Source organism: Streptosporangium sp. NPDC051022, from assembly GCF_040683035.1.
In the GTDB taxonomy this organism is placed as follows: domain Bacteria; phylum Actinomycetota; class Actinomycetes; order Streptosporangiales; family Streptosporangiaceae; genus Streptosporangium.
Genome location: NZ_JBFBCF010000044.1, coordinates 21,083 through 36,863, shown reverse-complemented (window position 1 = coordinate 36,863; position 15,781 = coordinate 21,083). Strand labels below are relative to the sequence as shown.

Here is a 15,781-nt window from a genome sequence, read left to right as displayed (position 1 = left end):
GCTCATCCCGGTGGCCGGGCCGCTCATCCCGGTGGCCGGGCGAGGAGACGGACCGGCGGGCAGGGGCCGGTGTCATATACGCCGACGGAGACGTCGGGCGCCGGTATGACACCGGGCCGGTCTGTGCCGCTTTCATGCCGCTTACGTGCGGTTCCCCGTGTCGTTCGTGCGCCGGGTGAGACGCGTGGCCCCTCAGACGGTTCGAACCTCTCTGCCGAGGAACTGTCGGAGGTATGGATGAACTCACGCGCATCGACATGTACTGGCGGGCGGCGAACTATCTGTCGGTGGGGCAGATCTACCTGCTGGACAATCCGCTGCTGAGTGAGCCGCTGGCTCCGGAGCACATCAAGCCGAGGCTGCTGGGGCACTGGGGCACGACGCCGGGCCTGAACTTCTGTTTCGTGCATCTGAACCGGGTCATCGCCGAGCGTGATCAGGACATGATGTACGTGGCGGGTCCGGGGCACGGCGGGCCGGCGGCGGTGGCGCACGCCTGGCTGGAGGGGTCCTACAGCGAGACCTACCCGCACGTCAGCCGGGACGCGGTGGGGATGCGGCGGTTGTTCCGGCAGTTCTCCTTTCCCGGCGGGGTGCCCAGTCATGTGGCGCCCGAGACGCCCGGTTCGATTCACGAGGGCGGTGAGCTGGGCTACAGCCTGGCGCACGCGTTCGGGGCGGCGTTCGACAACCCTCACCTGGTGGTGGCGTGTGTGGTGGGGGACGGGGAGGCCGAGACGGGGCCGCTGGCCGCCTCCTGGCACTCGAACAAGTTCCTGGATCCGGTCCGGGACGGGGTGGTGCTGCCGATCCTGCACCTGAACGGCTACAAGATCGCCAACCCCACGGTTCTGGCCCGCATCCCCGAGGCCGAGCTGGTCAAGCTCCTGGAGGGCTACGGGTACCGGGTGCATGCGGTGGCCGGGGACGATCCGGCGGTGATGCACCCTTTGATGGCCGAGACCCTGGATACCGTCTTCGACGAGATCGCCGACTACAAGGCCGGCAGGGACGGCCGCCTGCCGATGATCGTGCTGCGGACGCCGAAGGGGTGGACGGGCCCGAAGGTGGTGGACGGGGTGGCGGTGGAGGGCACCTGGCGGGCTCATCAGGTGCCGCTGGCGGGGGTGCGCGACAACGCCGAGCACCGGGCGATGCTGGCCGGGTGGATGGAGTCGTACCGGCCGCGGGAGTTGTTCGACGCCGCCGGGCGGCCGGTGCCGGAGATCACCGCGACGGTTCCGGCGGGGCCGCGGCGGATGAGCGCCAATCCGCACGCCAACGGCGGGTCGCTGCTGAAGCCGTTGGCGCTGCCGGACTTCCGGGAGTACGCGGTGCAGGTGAAGGCCCCGGCGGGCGAGTCGTCGGAGCCGACCCGGGTGCTGGGGGTGTGGCTGCGGGATGTGATCGCGGCCAATCCGGAGACGTTCCGGCTGCTGGGGCCGGACGAGACGGCGTCGAATCGGTTGTCGGCGGTGTTCGAGGTCACCGATCGGGCGTGGAACGCCGAGGTCTTGCCGGTCGATGAGCATCTGGCCCGGGGTGGGCGGGTGATGGAGGTGCTCAGTGAGCATCTGTGCCAGGGGTGGCTGGAGGGGTATCTGCTGACCGGCCGGCACGGGCTGTTCAACTGCTACGAGGCCTTCATCCACATTGTGGATGCGATGTTCAACCAGCACGCCAAGTGGCTGGAGGCGTCGAAGAAGATCGCCTGGCGGCGCCCGGTGGCCTCGCTGAACTACCTGCTGTCGTCGCACGTGTGGCGTCAGGACCACAACGGCTTCTCCCACCAGGACCCGGGTTTCCTGGACGTGGTGGTCAACAAGAAGGCCGAGGTGGTGCGGGTGTATCTGCCGCCGGACGCCAACACGCTGCTGTCGACGGCCGATCACTGCCTGCGCTCGCGCGACTACGTGAACGTGATCGTGGCCGGCAAACAGCCGGTGCTGGATCTGTTCACCATGGACGAGGCGATCGCGCACTGCACCCGGGGGCTGGGCATCCTGCCGTGGGCCGGAACCGAGACCGGCGAGGGCGAGCCGGATGTGGTGCTGGCCTGCGCGGGGGACGTGCCGACGCTGGAGACGCTGGCCGCGGCCGCGCTGCTGCGCGAACACCTGCCCGAGCTGAAGGTCCGCGTCGTCAACGTGGTGGACCTGATGCGGCTGCAGCCGCCCACCGAGCACCCGCACGGGATGGCGGACGCGGAGTTCGACGCGTTGTTCACCACCGGCAAGCCGGTGATCTTCAACTTCCACGGTTACCCGTGGCTGATCCACCGGCTGACCTACCGGCGCCACGGTCACGACAACATCCACGTGCGGGGTTACAAGGAGGAGGGGACGACGACCACGCCGTTCGACATGGCGATGCTCAACGACATCGACCGCTTCCACCTGGTGATGGACGTGATCGACCGGGTTCCGGGGCTGGCGGTGCGGGCGGCGGGGGTGCGGCAGGAGATGGTGGACGCGCGGTTGCGGGCGCGGGCGTACACGCGGGAGTTCGGTGAGGACGTTCCCGGGATCCGCGACTGGACCTGGCCCTGCTGAACGACCGACCTCGGCCCCGCAGGGAGGGCGGGGGGCCGCGCCGGAGACCGGAACGAGGCCCCCGGTACGGACCGTCGCCGTTTGAGCCAGTCAAGATGGGTATGGAGGACGTCTGTGCAGCTCACGACCTAGGGGATGAGGACGGCCGGGTTCGGCTTCCACACCGAGGAGGTCCTGCCCGGGTGCACGGACCCACGCATGCGTGCGGTACCCGGCGGGCCCGCCCCGGTGCGGCGCGGGCCCGTCCCGGCGTCGGCAAGGCGTCCGGATCGTTCCCGTCACCCGGACAGGAGAAGACCATGAAGGCTCTCACCTGGCACGGCAAACGCGACGTACGGGTCGAGGAGGTTCAGGATCCCGCGATCAAGGAGCCGACCGACGCGATCGTCAGGCTGACCACCACCGCGATCTGCGGCTCCGACCTGCATCTCTACGAGGTCCTCGGTCCCTTCATCGCCGAGGGCGACATCCTCGGCCACGAGCCGATGGGCGTCGTCGAGGAGGTCGGCGCGGAGGTCACCCACATCAAACCGGGAGACCGGGTCGTCATCCCGTTCAACATCGCCTGTGGGCACTGCCACATGTGCGGGTTGCAGCTGTTCGCCCAGTGCGAGACCACCCAGGTCCGCGACCACGGCATGGGCGCCGCCCTGTTCGGCTACACCAAGCTGTACGGCGAGGTGCCGGGAGCCCAGGCCGAGTATCTCAGGGTTCCGCAGGCCCAGTTCGGTCCGATCAAGGTCCCGGAGGGGCCGCCGGACGAGAGGTTCGTCTACCTGTCGGACGTGCTGCCGACCGCCTGGCAGGCGGTCCGGTACGCCGACGTCCCCGACGGCGGAACCATCGCGATCTTCGGCCTGGGACCGATCGGCCAGATGGCCGCCAGGATCGCCAAGCACCTGGGCTACCGGGTGATCGGCGTCGACGGCATCCAGGAGCGGCTCGCCATGGCGCGCAGGCACGGCGCGGAGGTGCTGGACGCCTCGGTGACCCACAACGTGCCGGAGGCGGTCCGGGAGCTGACCGGCGGGCGGGGTCCCGACTCGGTCATCGACGCGGTCGGCATGGAGGCGCACGGCTCACCGGTCGCCAAGTTCGCCCAGACCGTCACCGGCGTCCTGCCGGACATGATCGCCGCCCCGCTGATGTCCGCCGCGGGCGTCGACCGGCTGGCGGCCCTGCAGCAGTCCATCGAGACGGTACGGCGCGGCGGCACGATCTCCGTCATCGGCGTGTACGGCGGCATGACGGACCCGCTGCCGATGCTGAGGATGTTCGACAAGGGCATCACGCTGCGGATGGGGCAGGCCCACGTCAAGAGGTGGATCGGCGACCTGATGCCGCTGGTCACCGACGACTCCGACCCCCTCGGGGTCATGGACCTGGCGACCCACCGGCTCCCGCTGGACCAGGCCCCGCACGGTTACGAGATCTTCCAGAAGAAGCAGGACGGGGCCGTCAAGGTCCTGCTCACCCCGTAGAACCACGTGTCCGGGCACGGGGACCGCGCCCCGGCCCGGAGCGGGAGACGGGCCCCGGCCGTTGACGGCCGGGGCCCGGACGGAGGTTCACGCCTCCATCGGCGGCTCCCACGGAGGCTCTGATGGCGGCTCTGTCGGTGGTTCTGTCGGTGGTTCTCAGGGGTGCTGCTCGGTGACGAGGAACGCCACCGCTCCTCCCTCGTCGATGTCGGCGTCCAGGGCCTTGTCGTCGAGCATGTCGGCGGCCGCCTGATCCAGGAAGATCCGCGCCCCCTCCGCCTCGACCACCTTGTCGTTCGTCTCCGGGCCGGGCACAACCGACAGCAGCAGCGAGCCCGTACCGTCGGGTTGCGACGAGATGCGGACGCCGGGGTCGGCCGAGTCCGCCACCTGGGAACTGAGATCCCGGATCACTTGAGCAGCGGTGTCCGTCAATGTGAGCATTGTGACTCCTTGTCGGGATCAGGGTTGGATTCTTCGCCCTTGCCCGCTCAGGACCCGCCCAATCGTGCTCCCCTCTGATATTTCCCGCACCCGCCGGAACCGCTTTCCGTACCCGCCGGAACCGGGGCCACGCGGCCGGGCCCGCCGGACGGATCCGCGGGACGGGTCATCGGGGGCGCAGCGCGCGGGCGGCCACCGCCACGAAGGCGGCCAGCAGGACGGGGACGAACAACGCGCGCGGCAGGCCGACCACTTCGGCGATGCCGCCGATCAACACCGGGCCGCAGAGAAAGCCCGCGTAGGACAGGCTCGCCACCCGGGCCAGCGCCTGTCCAGTCCTGGCCGGGTCGAGGCGCCCCGCCGCGGAGAAGACCTGCGGGACGATGCAGGACAGGCCCGCGCCGAAGCAGCCGAAGCCGGCGACCGCCGCCACGGGGTGACCGGCCAGCAGCGCGATCCCGAAACCGGCCGCGGCCAGCGCGCCGCAGCCGCGCACCAGCGTCACCGGTCCCAGCCGGGCCGCCAGCCGGTCTCCGGCCAGGCGGCCCGCGGTCATCGTCACCGAGAACGCGGCGTAGGCCGCCGCGGCGAATCCGGCGGAACTGCCGAGATCGTCGCGCAGATAGACCGAGCTCCAGTCCGCCGCAGCCCCTTCGCCGATCGCGCAGCAGCCGCCGAGCACGCCCAGCAGCAGCAGGCCGCGGGAGCCGGGGGAGGCGCCGGCCGGACCGCTCTCCCGCTCGCGGGCCGCGCCCCCGCCGAACGCCCAGCGGGCGGCCCACAGCGCCAGGATCGCGATGACGGCCGCCACGACGAGAAAGGTGGCGGCGGGGGTGAACCCGGCGTGCGCGAACAGCCCGCCCGCGGCGGCGCCGAGGAAACCGCCGACGCTGAACACCGCGTGGAAGGAGGACATGAGCGGTCTGCCCGCGGCCTGTTCTACCTCGACGGCGTTGGCGTTCATCGCCACGTCGAGCGTGCCGTGCACCGCGCCGAAGGCGAACAGGGCCAGCGCCAGTCCCGCCAGGTTCGGCATGTAGGCGGGAAGGACCAGGACCGCGCTCTGCGCGAACGCCATCGGCAGCATCACCCTGACGCTGCCGTGGCGGTCGATCAGCCGGCCGACCACCTGCATGCCGGTGAGAGCTCCGGCCGCGATGCCGAGCAGCGCGAGGCTGAGCCGGCCGTCGCCCAGCTCCAGCTCCTGCTTGATCGACGGGATCCGCGCCGTCCAGGTGCCGATCGCGACGCCGGAGAGCAGGAAGAGCAGGCAGACCGCGACCCGGCCGCGGACGAGCGCCGGTCTCCCCGAGGCGGTGACGTGCATGGGGGCCTCCAGTCGGATGACACGCCCGCGATGTGCTGGGAGGGCGGGGTCGGACGGTGTGTTTCAGACCGTGCGGACGACGACGCCCGCCGCCGTGAGGGCGTCGTGCTCGGCCTGGGGGATCGCGGTGTCGGTGACGACCATGTCGAGGCGGTCGACGGGGCAGACGGCACCGAAGGCGGTACGGGCGAACTTGCCGGAGTCGGCGGCGGCGATGACGCGCCTGGCCGAGGCGATCGCCGCCTGTTTGACGGCGACGTCGGCCAGGTCGTGGCTGGTGATCCCGTGCTCGGCGGACAGACCGCAGCAGCCGATGATCGCGGTGTCGAAGCGCAGGGACCGGATCGCGTTCTCGGTCATCGGGCCGATGAGGCTGAGCTCTCCGGGACGGACCTCGCCGCCGGGGAGCACGAGGCGGATCCGCGGGGCCGTGCCGAGCTCGTGGGCGGACTGCAGGGAGAGCGGCAGGACCGTCATGCGGCGGTCGTGGATCGCCCTGGCGATCTCCAGGCCGGTGGTGCCGCCGTCGAGCAGCACCGCCTCGCCGTCGGCGAGCAGCGCCGAGACCTCGGCGGCGATCCGGCGTTTCGCCTCGACCGCCTCGCGTTCGCGGACCCCGAACGGGGGTTCCTCCCCGCGCAGCAGCAGGCTCACCGCGCCGCCGCGCACCCTTCTCACCACGCCCTGCCGGGCCAGCTCGTCGAGATCGCGGCGGATGGTCATCTCCGAGACCGCGTGCTCGACGGCGAGCTCCGCCACCGAGACGGCGTCGCTGACGCGCAGCGCGGACATGATCGCCCGTATTCGATCAGAACCCTCCATATGTTCATATGAACATGATTGATGTTAGTTTGGCAATATGCGGGACAATGACCGCTATGCGTGCGAGTCGTCTGCTGTCACTGCTGCTGCTCCTGCAGACCCGGGGGCGGATGACGGCCCCGGAGCTGGCGGCGGAGCTGGAGGTGTCGATCCGCACGGTCTACCGGGACGTCGAGGCCCTGTCGTCCGCGGGCGTCCCGGTGTACGCCGACCGGGGGCCCGCGGGGGGATACCGGCTGCTGGACGGCTACCGCACCCGCCTGAACGGCCTGACCTCCGAGGAGGCGTCCTCGCTGTTCCTCGCGGGCCTGCCCGGTCCGGCCGCCGAGCTGGGGCTGGGGGAGGTGGTGGCCAACGCCGAGCTGAAGCTGCTCGCCGCGCTGCCGCCGGAACCGCGCTCCCACGCCGCCCGGATGCGCGAGCGCTTCCACCTGGACGTTCCCGGGTGGTACCGCGAGGCCGACGAGATCCCCTTCCTCGGCGACGTCGCCGAGGCGGTGTGGGAGCAGCGTCCGATGCGCATGACCTACCGCCGCTGGGGGCCGCGTGAGGTCGAACGCCTGGCGCACCCCTACGGCCTGGTTCTCAAGGGCGGGACCTGGTACCTCGTGGCCGCCGCGGACGGTGGAGCGCCGCGCACCTACCGGGTCTCACGGATCTCGGCCGCCGAGCTTCTCGACGGACGCTTCGAACGGCCCGGCGACTTCGACCTGGCCGCCTACTGGGAGGAGTACGCGGCGGGCTTCCGGGCGCGGATGCACACCGGCGAGGCCCTGGTGCGGGTGGCGCCCGGCGCGGAGGGGATGCTCCGTTACGCCGTGGGGGCGGAGATCCTCGACGCGGCCCTGGCCGAGGCGGGGCCGCCCGACGAGCACGGCTGGACCGTGGTGCGCCTGCCGACGGAGTCGACCAGGCACGCGCAGTGGCTGCTGCTGCGCCTGGGCGCCGACGTCGAGGTCCTGGAACCGCCCGAGCTGCGCGACCTGATGGCCGCCACGGCCGCGGAGCTCTCCGGGCTGTACGGCACCCCCCTCGATCGGGGCCACGCGGGAGGGTGAGAGCGGTCCCGGCCGTTCCGCCACACCGGTTGATCGATTGCCGGGGCCGGGGGCGCCGGGCACGATGACGAGATGTTCCTCCTCGCCTTCATCGGCTCGTGCTTCCTGGTCGCCATGATCCCCGGCGCCGGCACCGCGGTGATCCTGAGACAGACCCTGCGCGCGGGACGGGGGTCCGGCATGCTGCTGATCGGCCTTGACTTCCTCGGTTGATTTACAATGTAAAGGCGTCTGGCCTGGATCCGGCGAAATCCCCGAGAACACCGGCCAGCGCCTGCGGCACGGAGGTCGCGGGACGGCCGAGCAGCCGCTCGAGGTCGCCGCTCTGGGCCTCCAGCGCGCCCGCCCGCACCTGGGCGTTGAGCCAGCGCAGGGGACCGGCGCTCTCGTCCGGTCCCTCGCGGTAGGCGACCGCGGTGCCGGAGATCTCGGTGAGGGCCCGGGCGAGCCGGGGGTAGGTCCACAGCGGGCCGGTCAGGTCGTAGCCGCGCCCCAGATGTCCCTCACCGGTCAGCGCGTTGGCCGCGGCCTCGGCCAGGTCGGTCCTGAAGGCGGTGTTGAGGCCACGCCCGCCGGTGACGTCGACCAGCTCGCCCGCGGCCACGGCGGAGCGGAGCGCGGGGTTGAGGAACGCCTCGCTGTAGTAGGGGTTCCGCAGCACGATGTACGGCAGGCCGCTGCCGGCGATGGCCTTCTCGGTGGCGTGATGAGCCTCGGTGACGCCCTCGCCCGAGGTGTCCGCGCCCAGGAAACTGGTGTAGGCGACGGCACCGACACCCGCGCTCACGGCCGCCTCGACGGCGGCCAGGTGCTGCGAGACGCGGCGGCCCGGGTCCAGCTCCGGGGAGGAGATCAGCAGCAGCCTGCGGGCGCCGTCGAACGCCTCGCGCAGGCTTCCCGGGTCGTCGTAGTCGCCGCGGCGCACCTCGACCCCGCGCGCCGCGAGATCGGCGGCGGCGACGGGATCGCGTACGGCGGCCACGATCGGTTCGCGCGGCGCCCGGGCGAGCAGGTGGCCGATGACCAGGCGTCCGAGGGCGCCGGTCGCGGCGGATATCACGATCACGGGGTTCTCCAGGTGGCGGGAGGGATGACCGAACCTATCGGGGAGGTCCAGTCCGCCCAACAGGTTTTCCGCGGGCGCTCCGCGCCGGTACCGCCGCTCGGAGCCTTGCTCGCCGGTGTCCTCCGGTGCCCGACGGCGGGCGGGTAGGGTGATCCCCGCATCCCCGCATCCCCGGCGCCCTGCGGATGCAGACGCGTCGGCTCCCGGCTCCTTCGGCGCCTACGTCGTCACCGACACCCCCGACGAGCTCTTCGCCAGGGCGTCCGCCGCGGGGGCGCGGCCGGTTCGAGAGCCGTACGACACCGACTACGGATCACGCGACTTCACGGTCCTCGACCCCGAGGGCAACCGCCGGTCGTTCGGCACCTATCGGGGGCACCCCCGCGCGGACCGGTAGCGCCTCGCCTGGGACCGGCATCCCCCGCCCGGGGGATGCCGGTGGAACCCCGTTCCGGTGGGATGTGGCCGCCCGCGGCCGAATCCTACGGTGAAGGAAATTCCCCCCTTCCACCGTGAGGAGCGACCATGGGTTCGCACAACAGCGTCACCGAACTCAACGAGTTGTTCGTCGAGGCGATGAACGCCGGCGACCTCGACCTGGCAGTGTCCTGCTGGGACGAGAACACCGTCTTCCAGACCGCGCCGGGAACGGAGCCCGTCCGCGGGCTGCCCGCCCTGCGGGAGGCGCTCCAGCAGTTCATCGACACCAAGCCCCACCTGACGGTCGAGGAGCTGCACCGGGTCGAGGCGGGCGACGTCGCCCTGGTCGCGCTCAGGTGGCACCTGGTCGGGACCGGGCCGGACGGGGAGCCGATCGAGATGGGCGCCGTGGACAGCAACGTCTTCTGCCGTCAGGCCGACGGCACGTGGCGCATCCGCATCGACAACCCGTTCCACTCCCAGCACATCGGCTTCTGAGGTGACCGCGACCGAAGCCGTGACCGAGCGGCTCACGCTGAGCGCGCCTCAGCCCCTGCTCATCGGCGGCCGGGAGATCCCGGCCGGCCGGTCGTTCCCCGCCGTCGACCCCAGCACCGGCCGTGTCTGGGCGCAGATCGCGGAGGGTACGGCCGACGACGTGGACCGCGCGGTCACGGCCGCCCGGAGCGCGTTCGAGACCTGGCGGCAGACCTCGCTCGACACCCGGCAGGCCCTGCTGTGGGCCGTGGCCGAGCGGCTGACCCAGGACGCGGGGCGGTGGCCGGCCCTGCTCGCCACCGAGAACGGCCGGGCCGTCCGTGAGGGCGGGCTGATCGACGTGCCGACGGCCGCGGAGATCTTCCGCTTCTTCTCCGGCGTCGTCCGTGACCTGCACGGGCGGACCCTGCCCTGCGGGCCGGGCGCCCACGTCTCCACCACGCAGCGTCCGATCGGCGTCGTCGCCGCGATCGTCCCGTGGAACTCGCCGCTGATCTCGGTCGCGCACAAGCTGGCGCCCGCCCTGGCGGCGGGCAACACAGTCGTGGTGAAGCCGTCCGAACTCGCCTCGGTCAGCACGGTCGAGTTCGTCCGGCTCGTACAGGACCTGTTCCCGCCCGGCGTCGTCAACGTCGTCACCGGGTTCGGTCACGACGCCGGGCGCGCGCTGGTGTCGCACCCGGGCGTCGACAAGGTGAGCTTCACCGGGGGCACCCAGACCGGGCGCCGCATCCTCGGCGACGTCTCGGACCGGCTGGTCCCCGCCCTCATGGAACTGGGCGGGAAGGGGGCCATGGTGGTGTGCCCGGACGCCGACCTGGACACCGTGACCGAGGACGTGCTCACCGGCATCTTCGCCGCCAACGGCGAGGTGTGCTTCGCCTCCTCACGGCTCATGGTGCACCGCGACCGGTACGACGAGCTGCTGGAGCGGGTCACCGCACGCGCCGACGCGATCGTCGTCGGCGACGCCCTCGACCCGGCGACCCAGCTCGGCCCGCTGGTGACGGCCCAGCACCGCGACGCGGTCGCCGCACGGGTCCAGGCCGCGCTGGCCGAGGGAGCCGAACTCCGGGCCGGCGGGCACGTGCCCGAGATGCCCGGGGAGCTGGCCGGCGGCAGCTACTATCGCCCCACCGTCCTGGCCTCCCCCGGCGGGACGACCAGCGCCTCGTGCGAGGAGTTCTTCGGCCCCGTTCTCACCGTCGAGGCGTGGACCTCCGAGGACGAGGTGGTCGAACGGGTCAACCGGGTCGCGTTCGGGCTGGCCAACGGGGTGTGGAGCGCCGACCTCGCCCAGGCGTACCGGCTCGCGGACCGTCTCGACTCCGGGATGGTCTGGGTCAACACCTGGTTCGCGACACCGCTCGGCCAGCCGCAGGGCGGCATCAAGGCCAGCGGTTTCGGCCGAGAGGGAGCCACCGCGACCCTCCTCGAGTACACCGCGACCAAAGTCGTCCACGCCAGCCTCGACACCGCGCGCCCTCCGATGTGGACCTGAGGGCACCAGTACCCCGACGACCAGGAAGAGACAGGCATCATGCACTTCGAACTCGACGAACACAGCCGGCAGCTGGCCGAGCTGGGCGCTCGGCTCGCCGCCGAGTTCGCCCCCCACGCCCGGGAACACGACCGTGACCGCAGCATCGCCACGGAGAACTTCGCGAAGCTGCGCGAGGCCGGGCTGTACGGCGTCGCGCTCCCGCGCGACCTCGGCGGTCTGGGGGCCCGGACCACCCAGTGGCTCGCCACCGTCGAGGCGCTCGCCAAGGGCGACGCCTCGACCGCGCTGGGCTTCAACATGCACTACGTGGCGACACGGATCATCGCCACACTCGACGCCGTACCGGCCGACGTGAAGAAGCGGGTCGCCGACCTGGTGGTGCGGGACGGCGCGCTGATCTGCGCGCCGCTCTCCGAGCCGTCCGCGTCGAGCCTGCTGCCGGCCACCTACATGCCGACCCTCTCGGCGCGCCGGGTGCCCGGCGGCCTCGAGATCAGCGGCACGAAGATGTTCGCGTCCCTGTGGGAGGCCAGTGACTACGCCTTCATGTTCGCCCACCCGGAGTGGGCGGACGACCCGACCCACGTGGTCGGCTTCCTGATGCCGACACGCCAGGACGGCGCGATCACGGTCACCGACGACTGGGACACCCTGGGCATGCGTTCGACCCGCAGCAACCAGGTGCGGATCACCGGTGCGTTCGTGCCCGACGAACTGATCCTGTGCGAGTTCGACGACTTCCTGGGCAACTGGATCGTGGCTCAGGCGCACATCGCCTGGGGCGGATACACGGGCTGCTACCTGGGCGTCGCCGAGGGGATGGCGGAGTGGCTGCAGGGCGCCCTGGGGACCCGTACGGCCAAGGGCCATGCCCAGCCGATGGGTTACCACCCGACGATCAGCAGCGCGATGGGACACATCGCCGCCCAGGTCGAGGCGGCCCGGCTGATGATGTACCACGCGGCGTGGGAGGCCGACGAGAACAGCGGGCCGAGCCTGCAGACCTGCGCCGCGTTCCTGCGGGCGAAGCTGATGGTCGGCACGGTGATCCACACGATCTCCACGCTCGGCACCACCGCCGGTGGGCTCAGCTCGCTGATGCGTGCGCGGGGCTACGAGCTGATGCTGCGTGACGCCATGACCGGTCCGATCATGCCGCCCAACGCGCTGGCGTGCGCGGAGATGGCCGGTCTGATCTCGATGGGGCTCGATCCGGGCCAGGCACCGGCACTGCGCACGGCGTCATGACCCCGACCACCTCGTGTGAGCCGTTCCTGGAGCCGACGCCGATGCCGATGCCCGCCCCCGACGCCTTCCGGTCGGCGTGCGCCCAGTTCCCCACCGGGGTCGTGGTCGTCACCACGGCCGCGGACGGGAAGCCGTACGGCAGCACCGTCAACGCCTTCACCTCCCTCACCCTGGAACCGCCCCAGGTGCTGGTCTGCCTGGCGGCGACGTCTCGCACGTGGTCGGCGATCGAACGGTCCGGAGTGTTCGCGGTGAACGTGCTCGCCTCCGACCAGGCGTCCACGGCCCGGTTGTTCGCCTCGAAGGATCCCGACAAGTTCGCGCACGTGGACCACGTCCCCGGCGCGGTCGGGGCTCCGCTGCTGACCGGGACCACGGCGCGGTTCGAGTGCGAGCTCGCCGGGACGCTGCGCAACAACTCGCACTGGATGCTGATCGGGCGCGTGGTCTCGCTGGCCTCCGATCCGAGTCGTGAACCGTTGCTCTTCGTCCGCGGACGCCTGACCGGATGACGGCTCCGTGCCGGCCGGCGGCCCGCCCGCTCGCGCAAGCGGGTGGGCCGCCGGCGCTTCGGAGCCGTCATCAGGCGGGAACCGGCCGACGCGAACGACGCCCCGCCCGGGTACCGCCACCGGTCCGACCTGCGCCGGGTCCGCTCAGCGGACCCGGCGGTTGGCGTCCGGCGCCGTCTTCCTGGAGGGTGGGGGCGGAGCTAGTCTGGGCGGACGCCTCGGTGCGGGACTGCCCGGCCGAGCGCATCCAGAGTGGAGCACGTCATGGGGAATCCCCTCATTGATCCGGTCCGGTCGTTGCCGCCCACGATCGTCGCCGAACTGGTCACCTCACCCTCCGTCGAACGACTGCTGAACCGCTTCCTCGACGAGGCGCCGAGCCGCCTCGCCTCCTTCGCCGCCGGCGTCTACGTGCACGATCACGCCACCGGGCGCCCCGCCGCCGCGGAGGTGCGGGGCCTGGGCAACTACTACGTGCGCAGTTACGAACGTCACGGCCGCGACCGAGATCCCGTCGTCCAGAACGCCCTGCGCGAGCGCAGGGTCTGTGACAGCGACTCACTGATGCCGCGGGAGGAGTGGCTGAGACTCCCGGTCGTGAACGACGTGTTCGCCCCCCACGCCATGGCGCGGGTACTGTGCGCCCCGTTCGTCGTCGGCGACGAGGTGGCCGGCACGCTGAACCTGGCCCGGCGGGACGGCCAGCCGGAGTTCACCGAGGAGGACCGCGTCGCGGCCCACATGGCGGCCACGGTGCTCGGCATCGCCGTGTCCGCGGTACGTGAGCGCGGCTCGGTCGAGCGCGAGCGCACCCAGCTGGCCGAGGCGCTGGACCGGTGCGGCACCCCGGTGGTGCTGACCGACCTGGGGCTGGCGCGGCGTCACCTCAACGCGCCCGCGGCCGCCCTGTTCGACCGGCTCGGGGAGGCCCGCCCGGAGGTCGAACGGCTGCTCGACTGCGACGACGAGGGAGCGGTGGCCTCCTGGAGTTCCGACGGCGGCCAGGGGGCCGGACTGCGGCTCACGATCACCTCACAGCGGCTGCCGAGCCAGCCGGACGTGATCATGTCGGTCATCGCCGCGCGGAACGAGGCGTCGCGCGCGATCTCGCCGACCCGCCTGGCGCTGCTCACCCCGCGCGAGATCGAGATCGCCACGCGTGCGCTCACCGGCCGCCGGGACGGCGAGATCGCAGCCGATCTGTTCATCAGCCAGCACACGGTCAAGCACCATCTCAAGTCGATCTACGCGAAACTCGGCGTGCACACGCGCGCGGAACTGCTCGACCGGCTGCTGCTGTGACCCCTGTCTCGGATCCGAGAGCCTTCCTCACACCGGCGGCGCCCTCCCTCAAAGGGGGCGCCGCCGTCATGAGGCCTCAGGGGGCGTCCGCCCCCGTCACGAGGCGGGGTGAGCGGCGACCAGGGCGGTGTCGGCGCCCACCTCGCCGATCCTCCCCGCGCCGCCCGGGTCGCCGAGGGGCCGGTCACGGCCCGGCAGCGGCTGCCCGAAGAAAACGAGGGAGTCCTCCAGGTGGGCGTTCAACGTCTCGTCCCTGCGGGCGACACGGTCCACGACGATCGCCGAGACGGGGCACTCGACCTCGCAGGCGCCGCAGTCGATGCACTCGTTGACGTTGATGTAGCTCTTCCGTTCGCCGACGTAGATGCAGTCGACGGGGCAGACCTCGACGCAGGAGCGGTCGAGGACGTCGATGCAGCCGGCGCCGATCACGTAACCCATGGTTGTCCTTTCCGGGGTGGGGGGGTGCCCGCGAGGGCGGGGGTCAGGGGCCGTCGGTGGAATGGCCGGGGAACAGGCTGAGCCCGGGATCGAGGTCGACGGCCACGTGGTTCACGGCGGTGGCGACCTCACCGAAACCGACGGACATCAGCTTCACCTTGCCCTCGTAGCCGGCGAGGTCGCCGGCGGCGTACACGCGGGGCAGGTTGGTCCGCATCGACCGGTCGACGGCGACCGACCTCGCCCGGAGTTCGAGGCCCCAGTCCCGCAGCGGGCCCAGGTCGCTGACGAAGCCGAGCGCGGCGATCACGTGGTCGGCCGCGACCACCGTCTCGTCACCGGATCCCGACCGCAGCGTCACCTTCGCGAGGCGGCCGGCGGCCGGGTCTCCGGCGAACGCGACCACGCGGGTGTCGGTGTGGATCCGGGTCCGCCCGGCCCGGACGCGCGCAAGGGTGCCCGCGTGCCCGCGGAAGGCGGCCCGGCGGTGCACGAGGGTGACGGACCGGGCGATCGGATCGAGCGCGTCCGCCCAGTCCAGGGCGCTGTCGCCGCCGCCCACGATGACCACGTCCCGATCGGCGTGCACCCCGGGGTCCGTCACGAAGTACGACAGGGCCGTGCCGAGCCACTCCTGGCCGCATTCCAGGGGACGCGGGGTCGGGGTGCCGATGCCGGAGGTCAGCACGACGGCGCGGGCGTGGACGACCGTGCCGTCGTCCAGCGTCACGACGGGCTCGCCGCCGCGGTGCTCGAGCGTCACCGCCTGCCGGCCCAGAAGGTACGCCGGGGCGAAGGCCGACGCCTGCTCCACGAGGGCGGAGACGAAGTCGCGGCCCCTGATCGCGGGGATCGCGGCGACGTCGCGGATCTCCTTCTCCGGATACAGGGCCGTCACCTGGCCGCCGGCCTGCGGCAGGACGTCGACGACGACGGTGGCGAGGCCGCGGAAACCGGCGCAGTAGGCGCCGTACAGGCCTGCCGGTCCGGCACCGACGATAAGGACGTCGGCCGACACGGCCGACACGGTCTCGGACGTGGTCACCACGGGCCTCCTGGGGGTTGGGCGGTGCGCTTCGCCGTCGAATGTAGGAACGGACACCCCG

Annotated in this window: 16 protein-coding genes; 10 read left to right on the top strand and 6 right to left on the bottom strand. The window is 71.8% G+C overall.

Annotated elements, in window-relative coordinates; translation table 11 throughout:
• The first annotated feature begins 233 nt into the window (after positions 1–233).
• Together AB0N02_RS42445 and AB0N02_RS42440 are read left to right on the top strand one after the other, a co-directional pair.
• Positions 234–2,552: a phosphoketolase family protein gene (locus AB0N02_RS42445; protein WP_363959559.1), complete on the top strand. Its 2,319-nt coding sequence runs from the start codon at positions 234–236 to the stop codon at positions 2,550–2,552.
• A 299-nt stretch (positions 2,553–2,851) separates the two neighbouring features.
• Entirely contained in the window at positions 2,852–4,033 is a 1,182-nt protein-coding gene (locus tag AB0N02_RS42440) for a zinc-dependent alcohol dehydrogenase (protein WP_363959556.1), read from the top strand.
• A 156-nt stretch (positions 4,034–4,189) separates the two neighbouring features.
• Here AB0N02_RS42440 and AB0N02_RS42435 read toward each other — a convergent pair whose 3' ends face one another.
• The 3 genes from AB0N02_RS42435 to AB0N02_RS42425 form a co-directional block, all read right to left on the bottom strand.
• The gene (locus AB0N02_RS42435) at positions 4,190–4,477 is read right to left on the bottom strand and encodes a Fe-S cluster assembly protein HesB (protein ID WP_363959554.1); all 288 of its coding nucleotides are present in this window, start codon (positions 4,475–4,477) and stop codon (positions 4,190–4,192) included.
• Positions 4,478–4,643: 166 nt separating this feature from the next.
• Positions 4,644–5,804, bottom strand: a complete 1,161-nt coding sequence (locus tag AB0N02_RS42430; RefSeq protein ID WP_363959551.1) for an MFS transporter — start codon at positions 5,802–5,804, stop codon at positions 4,644–4,646.
• Between the two features lie 63 nt (positions 5,805–5,867).
• A complete protein-coding gene (locus AB0N02_RS42425; protein WP_363959548.1) occupies positions 5,868–6,626 on the bottom strand; it encodes a DeoR/GlpR family DNA-binding transcription regulator in 759 nt (252 codons plus the stop codon).
• 56 nt (positions 6,627–6,682) lie between these two features.
• On the opposite strand from AB0N02_RS42425, the gene AB0N02_RS42420 reads away from it, so the two are divergent.
• Both AB0N02_RS42420 and AB0N02_RS42415 read left to right on the top strand, forming a co-directional pair.
• A complete protein-coding gene (locus AB0N02_RS42420; protein ID WP_363959545.1) occupies positions 6,683–7,684 on the top strand; it encodes a YafY family protein in 1,002 nt (333 codons plus the stop codon).
• A gap of 72 nt (positions 7,685–7,756) precedes the next feature.
• On the top strand, positions 7,757–7,897 hold the full coding sequence (locus AB0N02_RS42415; protein WP_363959543.1) for a hypothetical protein: 141 nt from the start codon (positions 7,757–7,759) through the stop codon (positions 7,895–7,897).
• A 1-nt stretch (position 7,898) separates the two neighbouring features.
• Here AB0N02_RS42415 and AB0N02_RS42410 read toward each other — a convergent pair whose 3' ends face one another.
• Positions 7,899–8,750 (bottom strand): NAD(P)H-binding protein, encoded by an 852-nt coding sequence (locus AB0N02_RS42410; protein WP_363959540.1) that lies wholly within the window; start codon positions 8,748–8,750, stop codon positions 7,899–7,901.
• Between the two features lie 148 nt (positions 8,751–8,898).
• Here AB0N02_RS42410 and AB0N02_RS42405 point away from each other — a divergent pair, with 148 nt between their 5' ends.
• The 6 genes from AB0N02_RS42405 to AB0N02_RS42380 all read left to right on the top strand — a co-directional run bounded on the left by AB0N02_RS42405 (position 8,899) and on the right by AB0N02_RS42380 (position 14,234).
• Positions 8,899–9,147, top strand: a complete 249-nt coding sequence (locus tag AB0N02_RS42405) for a VOC family protein (protein ID WP_363959538.1) — start codon at positions 8,899–8,901, stop codon at positions 9,145–9,147.
• A gap of 128 nt (positions 9,148–9,275) precedes the next feature.
• Positions 9,276–9,668, top strand: a complete 393-nt coding sequence (locus AB0N02_RS42400; RefSeq protein WP_363959535.1) for a nuclear transport factor 2 family protein — start codon at positions 9,276–9,278, stop codon at positions 9,666–9,668.
• Position 9,669: 1 nt separating this feature from the next.
• Entirely contained in the window at positions 9,670–11,169 is a 1,500-nt protein-coding gene (locus tag AB0N02_RS42395) for an aldehyde dehydrogenase family protein (protein WP_363959532.1), read from the top strand.
• A gap of 39 nt (positions 11,170–11,208) precedes the next feature.
• Positions 11,209–12,420 (top strand): acyl-CoA dehydrogenase family protein, encoded by a 1,212-nt coding sequence (locus AB0N02_RS42390; protein ID WP_363959529.1) that lies wholly within the window; start codon positions 11,209–11,211, stop codon positions 12,418–12,420.
• Positions 12,417–12,932 (top strand): flavin reductase family protein, encoded by a 516-nt coding sequence (locus tag AB0N02_RS42385; protein ID WP_363959526.1) that lies wholly within the window; start codon positions 12,417–12,419, stop codon positions 12,930–12,932. Before AB0N02_RS42390 ends, AB0N02_RS42385 begins: the two co-directional genes overlap by 4 nt.
• A gap of 264 nt (positions 12,933–13,196) precedes the next feature.
• On the top strand, positions 13,197–14,234 hold the full coding sequence (locus tag AB0N02_RS42380; RefSeq protein ID WP_363959523.1) for a LuxR C-terminal-related transcriptional regulator: 1,038 nt from the start codon (positions 13,197–13,199) through the stop codon (positions 14,232–14,234).
• 96 nt (positions 14,235–14,330) lie between these two features.
• Here AB0N02_RS42380 and AB0N02_RS42375 read toward each other — a convergent pair whose 3' ends face one another.
• Positions 14,331–14,675, bottom strand: a complete 345-nt coding sequence (locus AB0N02_RS42375) for a ferredoxin family protein (RefSeq protein WP_363959520.1) — start codon at positions 14,673–14,675, stop codon at positions 14,331–14,333.
• A gap of 43 nt (positions 14,676–14,718) precedes the next feature.
• A complete protein-coding gene (locus AB0N02_RS42370) occupies positions 14,719–15,720 on the bottom strand; it encodes an NAD(P)/FAD-dependent oxidoreductase (RefSeq protein ID WP_363959517.1) in 1,002 nt (333 codons plus the stop codon).
• Positions 15,721–15,781 lie beyond the last annotated feature (61 nt).